Source organism: Pseudoflavonifractor sp. AF19-9AC, assembly GCF_003478995.1.
GTDB lineage: Bacteria > Bacillota > Clostridia > Oscillospirales > Oscillospiraceae > Lawsonibacter.
Window position 1 is genome coordinate 119,618 of the sequence record NZ_QUGI01000007.1, and the last position, 15,495, is coordinate 135,112.

Annotated in this window: 19 protein-coding genes and 1 tRNA gene; 9 read left to right on the forward strand and 11 right to left on the reverse strand. The window is 49.2% G+C overall.

Features of this window, described 5'->3' with window-relative positions; genetic code table 11:
* Together DWX58_RS12410 and DWX58_RS12415 are read right to left on the reverse strand one after the other, a co-directional pair.
* Positions 1-768, reverse strand: coding sequence for a DUF3021 family protein (locus tag DWX58_RS12410; protein ID WP_118644289.1), 768 nt, complete (start codon positions 766-768; stop codon positions 1-3).
* Entirely contained in the window at positions 765-1,223 is a 459-nt protein-coding gene (locus DWX58_RS12415) for a LytTR family DNA-binding domain-containing protein (RefSeq protein ID WP_118644291.1), read from the reverse strand. The genes DWX58_RS12410 and DWX58_RS12415 overlap by 4 nt, the downstream gene beginning before the upstream one ends.
* A 260-nt stretch (positions 1,224-1,483) precedes the next feature.
* Here DWX58_RS12415 and DWX58_RS12420 point away from each other — a divergent pair.
* Positions 1,484-1,560: transfer RNA gene (locus DWX58_RS12420), tRNA-Arg, on the forward strand.
* A 187-nt stretch (positions 1,561-1,747) separates the two neighbouring features.
* On the opposite strand, the gene DWX58_RS12425 is transcribed toward DWX58_RS12420, so the two are convergent.
* The 4 genes from DWX58_RS12425 to DWX58_RS12440 form a co-directional block, all read right to left on the reverse strand.
* The gene (locus DWX58_RS12425; RefSeq protein WP_118644293.1) at positions 1,748-3,157 is read right to left on the reverse strand and encodes a site-specific integrase; all 1,410 of its coding nucleotides are present in this window, start codon (positions 3,155-3,157) and stop codon (positions 1,748-1,750) included.
* A 21-nt stretch (positions 3,158-3,178) separates the two neighbouring features.
* Positions 3,179-3,385, reverse strand: coding sequence for a helix-turn-helix domain-containing protein (locus DWX58_RS12430; protein WP_118644295.1), 207 nt, complete (start codon positions 3,383-3,385; stop codon positions 3,179-3,181).
* A 555-nt stretch (positions 3,386-3,940) separates the two neighbouring features.
* Entirely contained in the window at positions 3,941-4,174 is a 234-nt protein-coding gene (locus DWX58_RS12435; RefSeq protein WP_118644297.1) for a helix-turn-helix domain-containing protein, read from the reverse strand.
* A 5-nt stretch (positions 4,175-4,179) separates the two neighbouring features.
* Positions 4,180-4,611, reverse strand: coding sequence for a sigma-70 family RNA polymerase sigma factor (locus DWX58_RS12440; RefSeq protein ID WP_199648817.1), 432 nt, complete (start codon positions 4,609-4,611; stop codon positions 4,180-4,182).
* Positions 4,612-4,845: 234 nt separating this feature from the next.
* Between DWX58_RS12440 and DWX58_RS15430 the strand changes: the two genes are divergently transcribed.
* Positions 4,846-5,178: a hypothetical protein gene (locus DWX58_RS15430; protein WP_199648833.1), complete on the forward strand. Its 333-nt coding sequence runs from the start codon at positions 4,846-4,848 to the stop codon at positions 5,176-5,178.
* Here the strand turns inward: DWX58_RS15430 and DWX58_RS12445 are convergent.
* Together DWX58_RS12445 and DWX58_RS12450 are read right to left on the reverse strand one after the other, a co-directional pair.
* Positions 5,134-5,322, reverse strand: coding sequence for a cysteine-rich KTR domain-containing protein (locus DWX58_RS12445; RefSeq protein WP_118644299.1), 189 nt, complete (start codon positions 5,320-5,322; stop codon positions 5,134-5,136). The genes DWX58_RS15430 and DWX58_RS12445 overlap by 45 nt on opposite strands.
* A 4-nt stretch (positions 5,323-5,326) precedes the next feature.
* Positions 5,327-5,815: a hypothetical protein gene (locus DWX58_RS12450; RefSeq protein ID WP_118644301.1), complete on the reverse strand. Its 489-nt coding sequence runs from the start codon at positions 5,813-5,815 to the stop codon at positions 5,327-5,329.
* A 112-nt stretch (positions 5,816-5,927) separates the two neighbouring features.
* Between DWX58_RS12450 and DWX58_RS12455 the strand changes: the two genes are divergently transcribed.
* The 4 genes from DWX58_RS12455 to DWX58_RS12470 all read left to right on the forward strand — a co-directional run bounded on the left by DWX58_RS12455 (position 5,928) and on the right by DWX58_RS12470 (position 8,827).
* A complete protein-coding gene (locus tag DWX58_RS12455; RefSeq protein WP_118644303.1) occupies positions 5,928-6,449 on the forward strand; it encodes a PadR family transcriptional regulator in 522 nt (173 codons plus the stop codon).
* A gap of 133 nt (positions 6,450-6,582) precedes the next feature.
* Positions 6,583-6,951, forward strand: coding sequence for a helix-turn-helix transcriptional regulator (locus DWX58_RS12460; RefSeq protein ID WP_118644305.1), 369 nt, complete (start codon positions 6,583-6,585; stop codon positions 6,949-6,951).
* A gap of 242 nt (positions 6,952-7,193) precedes the next feature.
* A complete protein-coding gene (mobC, locus tag DWX58_RS12465; RefSeq protein ID WP_118644429.1) occupies positions 7,194-7,523 on the forward strand; it encodes a plasmid mobilization relaxosome protein MobC in 330 nt (109 codons plus the stop codon).
* Positions 7,484-8,827, forward strand: a complete 1,344-nt coding sequence (locus DWX58_RS12470) for a relaxase/mobilization nuclease domain-containing protein (RefSeq protein WP_118644307.1) — start codon at positions 7,484-7,486, stop codon at positions 8,825-8,827. Before mobC ends, DWX58_RS12470 begins: the two co-directional genes overlap by 40 nt.
* Before the next feature lie 83 nt (positions 8,828-8,910).
* Here DWX58_RS12470 and DWX58_RS12475 read toward each other — a convergent pair whose 3' ends face one another.
* A complete protein-coding gene (locus tag DWX58_RS12475; protein WP_118644309.1) occupies positions 8,911-10,281 on the reverse strand; it encodes an AAA family ATPase in 1,371 nt (456 codons plus the stop codon).
* A 224-nt stretch (positions 10,282-10,505) separates the two neighbouring features.
* On the opposite strand from DWX58_RS12475, the gene DWX58_RS12480 reads away from it, so the two are divergent.
* Genes DWX58_RS12480 through DWX58_RS12490 form a run of 3 tightly spaced genes read left to right on the forward strand, consistent with a single transcriptional unit; the run spans position 10,506 to position 13,241 of the window.
* Complete coding sequence (locus DWX58_RS12480) at positions 10,506-11,732, forward strand: nucleotidyltransferase (protein WP_118644311.1); 1,227 nt, start codon at positions 10,506-10,508, stop codon at positions 11,730-11,732.
* Positions 11,729-12,427, forward strand: coding sequence for an SEC-C domain-containing protein (locus DWX58_RS12485; protein ID WP_118644313.1), 699 nt, complete (start codon positions 11,729-11,731; stop codon positions 12,425-12,427). Before DWX58_RS12480 ends, DWX58_RS12485 begins: the two co-directional genes overlap by 4 nt.
* Entirely contained in the window at positions 12,390-13,241 is an 852-nt protein-coding gene (locus tag DWX58_RS12490; protein WP_147382274.1) for an S-4TM family putative pore-forming effector, read from the forward strand. Before DWX58_RS12485 ends, DWX58_RS12490 begins: the two co-directional genes overlap by 38 nt.
* Before the next feature lie 219 nt (positions 13,242-13,460).
* Here the strand turns inward: DWX58_RS12490 and DWX58_RS15435 are convergent, their stop codons facing one another.
* Together DWX58_RS15435 and DWX58_RS12495 are read right to left on the reverse strand one after the other, a co-directional pair.
* Positions 13,461-13,637 carry a hypothetical protein gene (locus DWX58_RS15435; RefSeq protein WP_199648819.1) on the reverse strand — a complete coding sequence of 59 codons (177 nt, stop codon included), beginning with the start codon at positions 13,635-13,637 and terminating at the stop codon, positions 13,461-13,463.
* Positions 13,634-15,493, reverse strand: coding sequence for an antirestriction protein ArdA (locus DWX58_RS12495; RefSeq protein WP_118644317.1), 1,860 nt, complete (start codon positions 15,491-15,493; stop codon positions 13,634-13,636). Before DWX58_RS12495 ends, DWX58_RS15435 begins: the two co-directional genes overlap by 4 nt.
* Positions 15,494-15,495: the final 2 nt, after the last annotated feature.

A 15,495-nucleotide genomic window follows, 5' to 3' on the forward strand; every position in this document is an offset into this window, starting at 1 on the left:
TTATCCTCCTGTCGGGCGGACACGCCGCAAGCAAAGGCCCAGCAGATTGCCCCCCAGGGCGGGAACCGCCGTCAGGAAGCAGTGAAACAAGGCCGAGGAATTGTAAAGGACAAACACCACAAGCAAATAGCACACAAAACAGGCCACTGGAAACAGGGGGCACAGGCCCCGCCGCTTGCCCAGGGAGAGCCCCACGCAGAAGCTGGCCACGGGCAGAATCAGCATGGGATAAATAATACCCGTGAGAGCAGGGATATCCGTTCCCATTGCCCGCTCAATGCCCCGCAGCGCCAGGGGAGCCGCCGTGCACAAAAGAAGGACAAAGGGCAGGTAGGGCAGGGTCTCTCTCCACTTTAAAGGTGTGGGTCCAGGGTCCAGTCCCAGCAGCTCCCGCAACTGGGACACCTCCGCATACCATCCAATCCACCGTCCCAGCCAGATGAGGAGATACAGCAGGGCCAGCAGGCTCTCCCAAAACAGCACCCCCATCCAGTCCCAGGCCATGTCCAGCTCCACCACCAGCAGGGCAAAAAAGGCGGCGGTGATGACAAAGTGGCCGCCGGACCGCCAAAGCAGCTCCCGGCCGCTCTCCGCAAAGGGCTGGGTGGCCAGACCGGCCATAGCGCCCAACCCCATACAGGCTACCAGGGCCAGGGGCGGGCACTCCCGGCTATACATCATGTAGGGCACCAGGATGATTCCCACCAGCAGGCCCAGCACGGCGCCCGCCAGCATCCGGATCCGCTCGCTCTTTTTTTCTGCGCTCATCCCTTCCGCCTCCTTTCCAGCTGCAGCGTCTCCTTGATCTTCTTCACATACCGCCGGGACACATAGGCGTGAATCCCACCGGTAAGGGTCATGCGGATGGTACCGGCCAGAGACAAATCCAGGGCGGTCACTTGGTCCAGGTTCACAATCTCCGAATTGGAGATGCGCACAAACCGCCGCCGGTCCAGCCGCTTCTCCAGCTCATAGAGGCGGAGGCCCACGGTGTACACCCCCTCCGCCGTCTGGGCGGCCACGCCTTTGCCGTCCGTATAGAAGCGGAGAAAGTCCCCCTGGGGCAGGAGCCGGGTCCGCTCCCCCTCCCAGACCTGAATGGGTCCCAGGGCCAGTCCGGTCAGCTCCTGTACCAGCTGCTGAAGCTGAGGGCTGTCCTCTCCCGCCACAATGATCACCTTGGGCTCCTTCCGCCCCGGCTCTATGTTCAGCTCCACTTCCATGGACAAGCCCCCTTTCTCCCTGCCATTTGGTTCAGGTCCAGTATAGCGGGTTTTGTTCCCTGTCGTCCAGTCTTTTGGGATAATCGGTCTCTTTCGCCGGATATCCGGCTGAAATTTGGTCGTTGACACACGTTCAGCCGTGGGCTAAAATAGGAGGGCATTCATCTGCCCCGATAGCTCAGCAGGATAGAGCGTCCGCCTCCTAACAATCGAACCGTTCGAATCCCGGAGCCTTGTATAACTGAATAATTTCTGTATATGCCCCCGTACCTCACCAGGATAGAGGGTCCGCCTCCTAAGCGGAATGTAGTGAGTTCGAGTCTCGCCGGGGGTGCCAAAATAACCGCTGTAAGCCGTTTTTGATGGTTTACAGCGGTTTTTTGTTATCATTCCTTTTGAACAGTCTTGCCGCTCTGCCGGAACGATTTTATTCATTTTCCGCTGTATTCCTGCTAATTGGCTTCGAACATTTTTTCCGGGTTTGCTAATGAAAATCGGGGATTTGCTAACACGATTTTTCCGAACTATTTTCCGGATGGGGCCGACGCCAGCAATGCGGCCAGTGTGTTGGCCAGTTCCGGCGATTTGCGGAGCTGTTCCACCAGGGCCTCCAGGTCCAGCGACACACTCTCCGGCTCCTTCGGCCCCCTGGTCTTTGCCGGAGGGCGCACCGTCCGCAGGTCGGGATTGGCGCTGGCGTAGAAGGCGTCCTCGAACTTCTGGGCGTTTACCTTTCGGTCCTCGTCCAGAATGTGGGCATACACGCTGGTGATCATGTCGATCTGGGCGTGGCCCGTATCACCCTGGGTGGCCTTCAGGTCGCCGTGGTTGAGTTTCAGCTTGTAGGTGGTGCTGGAATGACGGAGGGAATGAAAGACCACTTTGGGAAGCCCTGCCTTCTCCCGCAGCTTCTCAAACGACTTCAGGATGATACGGTCCTCACAGGGGCGGCCATTGGCCAGCGCCACCACCAGGTCGTAGTCCTGGTACTCGTCACGGAGCAGCGCCCGCAGCTCGTCTTGCGCAGATTTCCATTCCCGCAGGATATAAGCCAGGGTCTTGGGCAGCCACACCTTGCGGATACTGGAATCGGTCTTGGGCTTCTTCAAGATGATCCTGGTGCTGGTGTTTGGAAATAGCGGCGTGAACACATGATAGATGTCTTTTTGCCCCAACATCTCAATGGCCCGCTTGGAGGCCCGCGTCAGCTCCTTGTCGATGTAGACATAGGCATTGTCAGCGGCGATGTCCTCGTCGGAGATGTGGACATTGCTCCAGGTCAGCCCCATGATCTCACCCATGCGCAGCGAACAGGCAAAGGCCAGATTCATTGCCACATAGAGTTTCCCGTCCGTACACTGATCCAGGGCGGTGCGGATCATATCGGCAGTCCAGATGTCCCGCTTTTTATGTTCCACTTTGGGCAGGATCACATTGTCGAAGGGGTTCTTAGGGACCAGCTCCCACCGGACCGCCTGCTTGAAGGCGCAGCGGAGGAGCTTGATGATCTTGTCAATAGTGGCGTTGGTCACGAACTCTGTTTTGGCATGGTGGTTCTTGGTGTTCACCGCAGGGGTTTTCTGCAAGGTCTGGATGTACTTGTCCACCACACGGGGCGTGATGTCCTGCACTTTCATGTCCCCGATGATGGGGTTGATGTAGTTGGCGATCAGGGAGTTTTGGCTGTCATACATGGAAACGCCCCACCGCTTTTCGCCGTAGAGGGAGACGAAGTCCAGCAGGAACTCCGAGATACTTTGATTGCTGGGCGGGAGAAAAGACCGGGTGGTTTTCTGATTCTCCACTTCCGCCTTGCGTTTCAATGCGTCCTGATAGCTGGAGCGCGTCTCCCACTTCTGCTTGGTCTCGCCGTTCTCGTCCACATAGGTGTAGACGATGGAATAGTTTTTCTTTCTTTTGATAATGGATGCCATAACGAACCTTCCTTTCTTGTGTCACAGGTCAAGTGACTCCAGCCAGTGGTCGAACGACCGCTTGGAAATCCGTATGGCGTTGCCAATTCGTACGCTTTTGAAAAGGTCCTCCTGCACAAGTCTATATGCCCGTGCCTGGCTGACGCCTAAGATCTGGGCAATGTCATTGACCGTATAGGCGCGGCACTCCAGAGGCCTTTTCTCCGTACCGTTCTGAATTTCTGACACAGCAGCCTCCTTTCCAGTCAGAAACGGCACGCAAAAGGGTGTTCACTCATAACTTCCACCCTCATTGTAACGCGCCGTTTTGGGTTTGTCTGCTGCTAATAGAAAGTTTACGAACTATCCGTAAACAGAAAAGTAGAAGATTGATCTGAAAATAAAAGAGGCAGAAAACGGATGGCTGCCGGCAATTACCTGAAGGTATTTCCTTCGGTCACAGCTCCACGGGAATCTCACCCCGGCCCATGCTGATGGGTGCGCCGCGCAATGCTTTGAGGGCGTTCAACGCGGGAGTCTCATTATCCTGCCTGCGCGTCCTCGCCCACAGGCTGCCACACCTGTTTTGCGGCCTGGTGTTCGTCGCTCTCCTGTTTGGTAGGGGTCCCGTCCTGCGGACTTGCAACAGGGTCATGGCGCACCGGCCGACCGGCTCGGCGCAGACAGATCGTATCCGTCTGCCTGATACTGCCCGGAGGCTTTCTTTGTCAAGGTGGGGTCAGTCCCCGGCATCGGCAAAGGAGGAAAGGGTAAGCCGATTGCCTTCTGCCAGGGCTGAAAGGATCAGGCGCGCATCACTGCCCGGATCAGTCGAATTTCCAGGCATCGCTTCATGTAGGTATCCACGCACACATGAGGGGTTCCGTCCTTGTCATAGAGGGTGCGGGTGCACAGACGGCTCATATAGTCATCGTAGTACCGCAGCACTTGCTCCATGGCCTCGCTGTCACCGCCGGAGGCCGCGTGGATCACCCAAACGTGCGGCAGATCCTTTCCTTTGTGAATGGGTTCTGTCATCTTCTTCAGCCTCCTTTCGGCATCAGCGCCGACAATGCTTCGCGCAGCGCCTGCAGCGCCCTCGTCCGGTGCCGCTGAACGGCGCTCCGGGACATCCCAACGAGACTGCCGATCTCACCGTCTGTCAGGTCCAGAGTGCAGTGCAAAATCAAAACGCTCTGCTCTGTCTGCGGCAAAGCGGAAAACGCCTCAGCCACAAGCTCGTTGTCGATATGTAGATCGCAGCCATGCGACGAGAACACGATGCTGTCGCTGGGGTAACGATCCACAACGCAGAGCTTGTCCAGCTCGGCCTGGGACAAGTCGCTGAACAGGGCTTCACGCTCTCTCTGGCGTTTCATGTTCCGCAGGCAGGCTCTGGCCTCGTTTCGCAATACCTTCTTGCAAAAAGCATCGAACCGGCATTGCTCGCCATAGTCGCGGGGGTTAGATTCCATCAGTTTCACCCCCTTTCCGTGGGGGATCAGGTGGTTCTCTCCCTTTCCGCTACTACCAATCCTGCGAGAGCGTGTTCTGCCCGCTAAACGCCTCCTTTTTAAAGAAAATTTGAGAAAAGCAACGGCCAGCCATCCCGACCGCAGGAAACGACAAAAAGCGCCCGGTAGGTCACAGACCCACCGGGCGCAGCGGCATATGATATGAAGTTTATTTACATGGTATAGTTCATACTCATGGTCGAACCCGTCCGACGAATGGAACGGGCTTTTTTTGAGCGGCTGGCCCTTGTCAGATCAGGCGGAGAGAGCATCCGGCGCAGCATGGCGGCATCCTCCTTCTATGCCGCCGTGGAAACTGTCAGGGCAAAAGGAAACGGCGGCTCGAATCGAACCGCCGTGAAGAAAGTACTTTTGCGCGCAGAAAACCATCTGCCCCGCGGCGGTTTTTTTCTTTTCTGCCGCCGGGCAGATCATAGAGAATATAAAGACAGAGCCGATAACCTTAGAGGTTTTACCTCAGGATTATCGGCTCTGCGTCTTAGCGTCTGGCTCTTGGATGATGGATAGATTCAGTTGTCTTACCGCAATCAAGGTTTCATGTTTGCACTTGGGGCAATACAGCGGGAAGTTTTCCAGGACTGTATCATGGCGGATCTTTAATCGCGTTTTACTACCGCAGACAGGACATAATATCCACTCAATATGACTCATATTCCTATTCTCCGCAGTCAGCAATTCGATATTCTTTTATTTGACCAGAATAAGAATGTACTTTGTCCATAAGCGGACCTTTTGCCCCCATCGTAAATGCAATGTCGCTACTTTTGATAGCCATGAGAATATCCCCACAGGAAAGATTCAAATATCGCATCGTGTTTTCAGGCAACCTCACAACACCGTCTTGAGAAATATACAGCCAAGCATAGCCCCGTCCTTTATAGCGAACGAATTCTCCTTCATCAAGCGTGTACTGCGACAATGCGGGACAATCAGCTAATATATGCTTCAGTTTTGATTGCTCAAGTAATTGTTTGCTGGTAACACAAAATCCGCCCGTGATTTTGCTCCCCGTGAAAATAATAATGCGTCCTTCTTGTTGAACAGGATATTGCAAAAGGGTCTCGGCAGGAAAAAGGATCTCGTTTCTATTGCTGATAGCCGAGAGTCCGAATACATATTTTCCACCCTTGTTCAGTTGCGGCATTTTACTCCCCCCTTGTGTTTTGATTTTATTTATGGTATAGTAATAATACAATATTATAGTACTATATATATAGAGTACCGCATCTTACAACGAATGTCAAGGGGTATACACTATGCTCTCGAAATCTGCCACCATGTTATTGGGCTTAATCAATCAAAGGCCACTTAATCCTTATGAAATTACTAAACAGTTACAAATCATGAATGTTCATCGCTGGTACAACATTGCAAACTCGACAGTCTATGCCACACTTAAGGTTTTAGAGAAAAAAGAATATATTTGTGGCAACATTGAAAAGGGCGGAAATATGCCCGATAAGACGGTCTATTCACTTACTGATAAAGGAAAACAAGAATTTTTAAAAACATTGAGGCAATCCATTTTGTCTTTCGACTATGACACTAATATTTTTTCAATTGCCGCATTTTTTATCGATGCATTAGATGATCCACAAAGTCTACTTTCACAGCGTTTGATGCTATTAAATAATTATCTTAAAGGAATTGATCTGCAGATAGCAACTATAAAAGGTGACATTCCTTCCATTGCAGAGGCTAATATTGAACGAGCTAAATTTATTGTTGAAGCAGAAATTGCGGGTACTGAAAGTTTGATCCGGGCAGTATCACAGTGACTACTAAAACCTACTTGGTGTCTGGAACATGAGATGTATCAGACAATTATGAATCATAAAATGTAGTTAGAGCGCATATAGCAACATTCCACGAGCAAAGTATGAAATATACAATGTAAGTGGGTGATGTTATATGGCGAATATTGAAGATTGCCCCGGTTTTGAAACTTTCGGTGCCGATGTAAAAGCCGCACGGAGCGCAAAGCATCTGTCGCGCAAGACATTGGCGGAGATTGTCAACATCGACTCCCGGTATCTCGCAAATATCGAGAACGAGGGTACGATCCCCAGTTTGCCGGTTATCATACAGCTTATCAAAGTGTGTGGACTTCCTGTAGAACAGTACTTCAATCCAGAGATTATGCGGGAGGAAAGCGCACAGCGGCAGCGTATCAGCCATAAACTGAAACTCTGTCCGGAGCAGTATTTGACCATCATCGAGGGTGCGCTTGACGGGGCGTTGAAAATTGAAAATTCAGCAGATGAAACGGAGGGTGTGTGAGCACCCTCTGTTTTCGTTTTCCAGGGCGGCTCTGTCGCCCTTTTCTTTTTGAAAAATCCGGGATTTTGCGGGCAGATGAAGGTGTTTCCGGCATTGTATTTACGGGGGAAATAGCGTAGAGCAAGCACAGCAAGTGTAGCCACACTTGCGAATTTTTGCTTTAGGGAACCCCTTTCCCCTAAACACAAAATTGCTTGTTGGGATACTCCCAAACCCTTATGCAGAAAGGAAGGTGTCGCCCTATGGTAAATCGAAAACGCCCCATCATCCTGCGCTGCCCGGTAACAGCGGAAGAGCGCACCCTAATCGAGCAGAAGATGGCCCAGCTCCAGACAAAGCGGATCGGTGCCTACCTGCGGAAGATGGCGATTGACGGGTACATCATCTATGTGGACACCAGGGACATCAAGGAGATGAACAAGCTCCTGTCCGCCATTGGCCGGAACATCAATCAGGTCGCCAAGCGAGTCAATGCCGGAGGCCCCACCTATCAGGCCGACATGGAGGAAATCCGGGAAAGGCTGGATCAAATATGGCAGTTACAAAGACGCATCCTATTAAGTCAACGCTGAAAGCGGCCATTGACTATATCTGCAATCCCGATAAGACAGATGGAAAACTGCTGGTGTCCTCCTTTGGCTGTGCCGCCGAAACCGCCGATATTGAATTTGAATGGACACGCCGCCATTCCATCGATAAGGGCACGCATCTGGGTCGCCACCTGATCCAAGCCTTTGAACCTGGGGAGGTCTCCGCCGAGGAAGCCCATGAGATCGGAATGCAGCTGGCAAAAGAAATATTGGGTGGCAAGTACGAGTTTGTACTTACCACCCATATTGATAAGGGGCATATTCACAACCATCTGATTTTCAATGCGGTCAGCTTCACCGACCATAAGCATTACCATTCCAACAAGCGCAGCTATCACGAGATACGCCTGACCAGCGACCGGCTGTGCAGAGAACACGGCCTGTCCGTCATCGTCCCCGGCCGGGACAAGGGCAAGAGCTACATTGAGCATCAGGCCGCACAAAACGGCATCAGCTACAAGGCAAAACTGAAAGCCGCCATCGACCGACTGATCCCTGTGTCCTCCAGTTTGGAAGATTTGCTTGCCCGGTTGCAGCAAGAAGGATACGAAATCAAGCGGGGAAAGTATATCTCCGCCAGAGCACCGGCTCAGGAGAGGTTTACCCGGCTCAAAACCCTGGGCGCCGACTACACGGAAGAAGCCGTTGCCTCCCGCATTGCCGGAGGCCCCCGTCCCTCCAGACAGCCCCGGCAGCGCAGAGGGAAGGTCAGCCTGCTCATTGACATTCAGAACAATATCAAGGCCCAGCAGAGCGCCGGATACCAGCGGTGGGCGACCATTGAGAATCTGAAACGAGCGGCTGCTACCATGAACTTTCTCACCGAACATGGCATCGGCAGTTATGAGAAATTGGTGGAACGGTGCGACGCCGTTGCTGCCGCCTCCATCCGCACCAGGGAGGGCCTGCGGGATACGGAACAACGGATTGCCGACCTTGCCCTCCTGGGAAAGCAGATCGACACCTACCGCAAGCTGAAACCTGTCTATGACCGATACAAAGCATCAAAGGACAAGGAAAAATTCCTGCGTGGGTTTGAGAGTGAGATCATCTTGTTCGAGACGGCGGCCAGGGAGATCAAGAAGGCCGGGCTAACCAAACTTCCTTCCACCGAGAAGATGGAAGCAGAACTGGACAGGCTCACCGCCCGCAAGACCACCTTGCAAGCGGAACTTCGAAAGATACAGCGGGAGGAAAAGGAATGCGACATACTAAGAAAGAATATAGGCAAGTTAATTCGATTACCTTATAAAGAACTAAGCAAAGAACGGGCTCATAGTATATGAATAAAATAATTATAACCACGATAGTATTTGAAGATTTGATTCCGGGAAAAAGGTGGGATGGTACAATGTCCCATCCCACCTTTTCATTTGCCAATTATAGACTTAAGTTTGTACTCGTTAAAAGCGGGAATTGCATCTAATGTCCCATCAAATAATGCAGCATACACTTTTTTGTCTGCTCTGAGTTGGTACTTCTCGAGTGGATTAATAATGGAAGCCCCATTATTATCTTTACTAACAAAGCATATTTCATCATTACGCAAGAAATCTGCCGCCAGGAGCCGCGACTCATGCGATGTAATAATTAATTGAGTATTTCTTGTTTGGGCCATTTTTAGGAATAGTTCTATTATTTTCACAGTCATTGCTGGATGCAAACAGCGATCAATCTCGTCAATTATAAAAATACGGTTGTTGGAAATTTTAAAAAGAATTTCAATCAAATCTAAAAGTCTAGCTGTTCCATCTGATTCCTCGTTCAAGTCAAAGTAAATGTTTTTTCTTTCATGGCTAAATTCTATTGTTGTAATTTTGATATTGTTTTCGCGATCGATTTCGAAGGTATAGAATTCTTTGTAAGAACGAACCATGATTTTAGGAGAATCATCTTCATCAGAATTATTGCGAGTGTTTGCCTTTTCTAAATCGGAAGTAATTTTGGTATATAGTTCATCTGGAATTTTACTTTTAATTACTTCTATAGGAACCTCAACTACTTTTAGTTCACTAATTCCAGTTCCCAGAGCATTTAATAGTTCTGCTATTTCTTCAAGATTGGAATCTGTAAAATATGGATATCCAGTCAGAATACTATCGGGAAAACTAATATTTAGTTTAATTGCAAACCATTCAAAAATATCACGAAGAATCTTTAGTTCTGGTAGGTCTGCAAACATTTTTCCTTTGTTTTTATTAATTATTGATAGAAAAAGTGTCTCGCTATCAGTAACACTATCTTCTCCGTAATTGTTTAGCTTTGCAATTGAATCTGCTTGCTTAAAGTATTGTCCAACAAAAAACGTTTCTGCAACAGTATCTCTTTCATACAATATCTTTTGTGAATCTCCGCTATTCTTTTCATGCAGATATTCCTTCAAAACACTTCCCGTTGATAAAAGAATAGAAAAACCATATGAAAAGATTTTTTTATTACAAAGTATTTCTATTTCAAATTCAGTTGGGGTGTTTTTCATTTCCGGGTCTAACCTGTAGTATTTATTTGAAAAGCCTCGTGGAAGCCCGGTCAGAATCATATGTTGCATAAACTGAAATGCAGATATTAGGTTTGATTTTCCGGAGGCATTGGCTCCAAAAATCACTTCACATTTGGTGAGTTTAATTTTTTTATCATGGAAAATGCGATCAGAATATTTTCGTGCCTTTCCAGCTGCCATTGAAAAAGTTTCTTTTTTGTCAAAGGACAAAAAGTTAGAAACAGAAAATTGAATTAACATGGTAACTTCTCCTATTCAAAAGGGCTAATTTAGTTTACAATGAAAAAACGATTTTGTCAATTCTGTAAACATAAAATTGCCCTATTCTTCGCATCTACTATTTAGTTAAAACGAATTTTTCGATAAATCATTGACTTTTCGGCTGGCGTATGTTAAAGTGTATGGCATAGTAAGCACTCTGTAGAGATGAGTGCTAATGCCAAATTAGAAAGAGAGGTATTCCTGTGAAGAATATTTCCGCCCGTCAGAACGATATCCTATCAATCATCGCCAGCCTTGACATTTCGCCGACAATGTTCAGGAATGCCGATGAAAAATACAAGGCGATTACAAAGTTTCTTGCAGATTGTGGAATTGAAGCTGATATGTATCCGCAAGGTTCTTTCGCCTTTGGAACTGTAGTGCGGCCAAATGCCAAAGATCCTGCTGCTAGCTATGACTTGGATTTTATTTGCCAAGTTAAAGGCAATCGCAATGACCATACTCCCAGTGAGTTGCGCAACAGAATTGAGGAAGCGCTAACTTCCAGCAAGGTCTACGGTGGAAAGCTTGAAGTATATAAGGAGTGCTTTACCATTGAGTATGCTGACATCAATGGAGTCGGATTTACAATTGACATTGTTCCCGCCACTGATGAAGCATCCGAAAATAAAAGCCGCCTTACCCAAAAAAGTCTAGTCCCCCAATTGATTGGAACAGCAATTGCTGTTCCAAAGCACAACGGAGAAAGAAATTACTCTTGGTTGACTAATAATCCAAAGGGCTTCAAAGCCTGGTTCGACCAAATCAATGAGCCATTTCTCAGCTTCTCTAGGACAGCCTATCGGCAGAATCTCTTTGAGCAAAATACAGCACTCTTTGCCTCTGTTGAGGAGATCCCACATGAGTTGGAGCGTTCTGCCCTTCAGCGTGTCATTCAGATTTTGAAGCACCATAGAGACGTTTATTATGCTCACTTTGAGGACGGTGATGATATCAAACCAATTTCCGCAATACTCAATGCTGTTGTAGCCCAGATTTCATCAAAATATACCCCGGAATGTTCTGTCTTTGAGTTGCTGGAATTTGTTCTTAATGAATTTAGTATTTATTCTCTGCAGCAGAAGCTTACGTTTAAAGAGTTTGCTCAAAAGTATGGAGAACGCACCGTTTTTTCTCGTCAGGATGGGAAGTGGTACATATCCAATCCTGCGAACCCCGAAGATAATCTGGCTGATAAATGGAACTCTAATAGCAAAATTCCAGAGTGCTTTTTCCGTTGGGTAAGTGCTGCTAAGACAGACCTGATTGATGGTCTACAATTAGACGATGACCGACAGTTCAGAGCATTGCTTGAGAGTGGATTTGGGGAAACCACGGTCTCCAATGTTTTGGGCAAGAAATACTGTGGAGAAACTCCTCCCCGCTTGGTTGTACCCAAAACTGCGGCAAAACCCTATCGAAGCCTATGATTTTCTCCAAAGAAGTGGCGGTGCAGCAGGTTGCAAACCTGCTGCACCGATATAACGGTCTTTATGTTAACTCAATGAGCGAAGAAAAAATTTCCCTAATGGGTTCTATTACGATTAACATGAGTTCGCTAGGATTTACACTGTATAAAACATACCGGGTAGAAATCATTATTCCACTAGATTCAGATGAACTCCCGTATGTTTTAGATGTTGGAAATCAAATCGACGGTAGTTATCCACATCGATATGTGGAAGGTAAACTTTGCCTAGAAACTGATACCAATATCAGGATACGTTTTATTGATGGATTTTCTTTGGAAACATGGATGTCAGAGTATGTTGAGACATATTTTTTCTCATATGAGTTTTATCAACGCTATGGAGAGTTTCCATTTGGTGAGCGCGGACATGGTTGGGATGGCATCATTCAAACTTATTCAGATTTCTTCAATGAAGCGGATGGTGCCAAAACAATTAAAATAATGGCGTCTATATCAAACGGCAAATACCGGGGCCACGCATTATGTCCGTGTGGATCAGGCCAAAAGCTTCGTTCCTGTCACGGTCCATATATTATGAAATTTTACACGGATAATCGGCTTAAAAGCATTGTGAGAAAGGACTTTTTCTTGTTACAGGAGGCGGTTCAAAAATACAATGAACAGCAACATAATACAAGAGCGGCAAAACGATGAAGCCTTATTAAAAATTCAATATGCTGCTCGTGTGAGTTTTAATTCCGCAGAAAAATTCCACCATTTCGCTTGGATCGCATGTATAGTATCTGCATTTTCCGTTTTTCTTCCTAGCAGTTGGCCCATGTACATTATAAACGGAATACCCTGTATAGCTGATATCTTTGCTTTTCTATTTTCTATCATAACATCTCAAAAAGTGAACCTGGCATCTACCCTTCGCAAATACTTTGATTCCTATGTACTCGATATACAGCTAAATCAGTTTTCGGAAACTGAACTTCGTAAGATACGAGAGCAAACCGAAAAAATATATTTGAAATCCCCTATCAATGCTGCCATCCAAATGTCCAACACAGGAAGTGATTCACCTCCCGGTGTTCGAAACTGGTATACATTTTCAGAGTTTTATGATGGATTAGATGCCCAATTTGAATGCCAACGGCAGAATACCTGGTGGAATTCAAAAATGGTTATGATACGGACCATTGCAACGGTTGTTGTGCTGTTTGTTGTAGGGGGCATTTTTATTGCCCTTTTACTTAGCAACAATATACTAAACATCCTACTCTGTTCTGCCGGAATTCTCATTAAGATTTGTGAACGCATTATCGAGAATTGGCGATACCTTTGCATTTCTCGTCAAATTGATGGATCACAGCAGACAATTGAGGTTCACCCCACAAAAGAAGGAATAGAAAAATTACAGAATCTAATTGATGAGCGTCGTTCTATTAATGTTTTAGAACTTGGATGGTTTCATAATAAACTTGCAAATAAGTTCTCGAAATTGTATGAAAAACTAGTGTCATAACGACGGATTTGGGCTTTATAAAGTCCTATCTTTGTCTATAAAAAGAAAGGAGCGCCGCCACCGGACAAATATCCGATGACGGCGCTCTTTTCTTGTTTACAAAAGGTAAAAATCCGGTACTTTTCCTATGTAGAAACGCCCTGCCGCCTCACACGGAAAAATCATACTGCCCCTACACGGAAAAGCCGACACAGGCGGTTTCTTGACCCGTTTTGAACCCTAATTCCTGCACTTTTGGGAACGGCGGGAAAGATAGTGCGGGCAGGACACCACCACCGCCCGGAAACTCTGCTTGCAGGGATGGACACAGCCCTTGCAGAGCTTATTATACTGGCGTCTGCCGTTCTCGCCCAGGAAGAACGCCCATTCCAGACGCCATTTCTTGCTCCGGCTCATAAGTCGCCCAGCTCCGGGGGCTTCTTCTGCGGGGCAGGCTTGTCCGGGCCTTTCCGTTCCGCGCACTCCCGTTTCGCGTCCTCCAGCCGCTCCCGGATGGAAGGCTTTTTCTCCGGCGTGGTCCTGCGCGCCTCGGTCTGGGCTTTCTCCAATTCCTCACCACGGCGGCCGTTGTTGATGATCCCGTCGATCATGCCGTAGTCATCCTCCAGGGTCATTTCCGCCGTGCGCAGCGGGTTTTCCGGCTCCACGGGGACAGATACGATCTGCCCGTTGATGCTGGCGAACAGCTCCGGCCACTTGAATTGCTCGGTGTACTTCTGGATCATGTCCGGGGGCAGGGATGCGAAGCTCTCCGGCCCCAGGCCCACCACCAGGAAGGTGCCTGCCACAATGTCGTAAATCTCACCATGCTCGTCCCGGAGGGAACGGTTCAGGTCCAGACCGATGAGCTTACCTTCATCGTTCAGCACCAGCCCCACCGGATCGTCAAAGGGATAGGAGGCGGCAATGTCGCCGCCCACCTCCGCTTGCAGCGCATGGAGGCCGGGGTCGATCTCCTTCACATAGGGTTCCTTCATGGGCTCCACCACCAGAACAGTCAGCTTCTCCGGCGCGGTATGTTCGGGGGCGTCTCCGTTGGGGATGGCAAAGGCGCGGCTGCCGTTGGCCATGATGAGATACTTCCCGTCCTCGGACTCGTGGTGGAAACCGTATCCGGCCGCCTCCATCTGTTCCCGGCTCATATCCGTCACATGGAAGGTGCCCCTGGGGGTTCGCACCGTCTCGCCGGTCTCTCGGTCATCCGGGGTGGGCGCCGCTTGCTGCCCGTACAACTCCGCTTCATACTCCCGGTTTGCCTGTTCCGCAAAGGACAGCATCTGATCCACATGGGACTGATCCGGGTTTTCGATGGCCTCCCGGATCGCCTGGGGGTCTACATCCAGAAATTCCTCATAGCCGGTGGCGTCCTTGAATTTCTCGATCTCCGAAGGAAGATAGTCCTCCTGGGTCTGCCCCAGAGCGGCCAGCTTCTCGTCCAGGGCAGAGATACGCCCGGCCATCAGATTTTCGTAGATTTCTTCCTTCGCCGCGTGTTCCTCCGGGTGCTCGGCGGCATACTGCGGGTCGTGCTGCCGGAAAAACTCGTCCATATCGTAGGCAAGGTCCATGGCCCATTCCGAAATTTCTTCTTCGGGGATGTCGTCCTGGAAGGTCATCACCCGGTATTCCTCCGGGATGCTGCCGCGCTCGCCATCGTAATACTCATGGAAGCTGTCCCCGGTATCCCGCACATAGCCCAGGTCGGTGAACTGGCCGCTTTCCTCCAGAGCGATGTCCCGCCCGTAGGCCTCATAGTCGATGTAATTGCGCAGATGCTCCGGCACCTGCATGGCGTCCAGTTCCTCGATGTAATACCGGCCCAGATCGTCGTGGTCGTGGATGTCGGGGTAAATATCGTAGCAGTCCAGGTTCTCCGTCAGGTTGATAAGTTCCTGGATGCTGCCCGTGTGGTCGCCGATTTCCATAGCAGCCTGGAACCTCTCATATTCATCCTGGCTCATATCATCCAGTTTGGAGGCCAGGTAGTTCAGTTCATCCAGGTTGGCATACTCGCCCAGCAGGTCATAGAGGCCGTCCACATAGCAGTCGTAGTCCGTGATGAACCATTCCTCATAGGTCTGCCCAAATTCGTCCTTCGACCCAATCCCGATGCGCTCAAAGACTTTTTTCAGTTCCTCCGCCGTGGTGGGGAACTTCACCCATTCGCCCACAAGGGCGCCCTCGTTGTACTTACCCAGGTTGGTGATGAAAGCGGCAAAGGGATAATCTTTGTCATAGTCATAATGGGGCATAG